1 protein-coding gene is annotated in these 609 nt (G+C 59.3%); it reads right to left on the reverse strand.

The features are described 5' to 3' along the window. Nucleotides 1-346: YncE family protein (locus U9977_RS22085; protein WP_416210743.1), on the reverse strand; the 346-nt coding region annotated here is incomplete at its 3' end. Nucleotides 347-609 lie beyond the last annotated feature (263 nt).

A 609-nucleotide genomic window follows, 5' to 3' on the forward strand; every position in this document is an offset into this window, starting at 1 on the left:
TGGTGTCGATCACCGACAGGTTGTTCGAGCTGAAGTTGGTGACGTAGGCGCGGGAATCGAAACCCTTAGTGATCGCTACTTGGGCAGGCCTGTTGCCGACGAGGATGGTGTCAATGACGGTGTTGCTATCGGTGTTGATCACCGAAACGGTGTTCGAGCCGAAGTTGGCGACGTAGGCGTGCGGCGAATCGGAGGGAGTGGCCATTGCCTGGGTCGGCGTGGCCAGTACGACCAGTCCGGTCGCTATGACCGGGATTGCCCAGGGCCGGAACCGCCTTCCTCGCCCCTTCTCTTCGCCGCATTGGCTGGAAAAACTTTTTCTTGCGTTCGCCCGTAGCGCGAGCACCGAGACCTCCCGGTTGTGGAAGAAACCACCTCCGCGGCACGGAAACACCGACCGCCGGCGAAGAGGTCACCGATGGTGACCAGTGCAACCCTAGCCAGAGTTGATCACAATGGATTCATTAGTCCGTCTTGCGTCGCGGAATGATGGCGGGTTCACGGGATACCCCTCGTCAGTGCTCCATGTGGACATTTGTAACCCTTGGGCGAGCTGTGCAAGCTGGAGGAGTAGGTCGTTTCCGTCGTTCCGGTGACGGTTTCCACCTA

This window comes from Protofrankia sp. Cas8 (assembly GCF_963555845.1).
Taxonomy (GTDB): domain Bacteria; phylum Actinomycetota; class Actinomycetes; order Frankiales; family Frankiaceae; genus Protofrankia.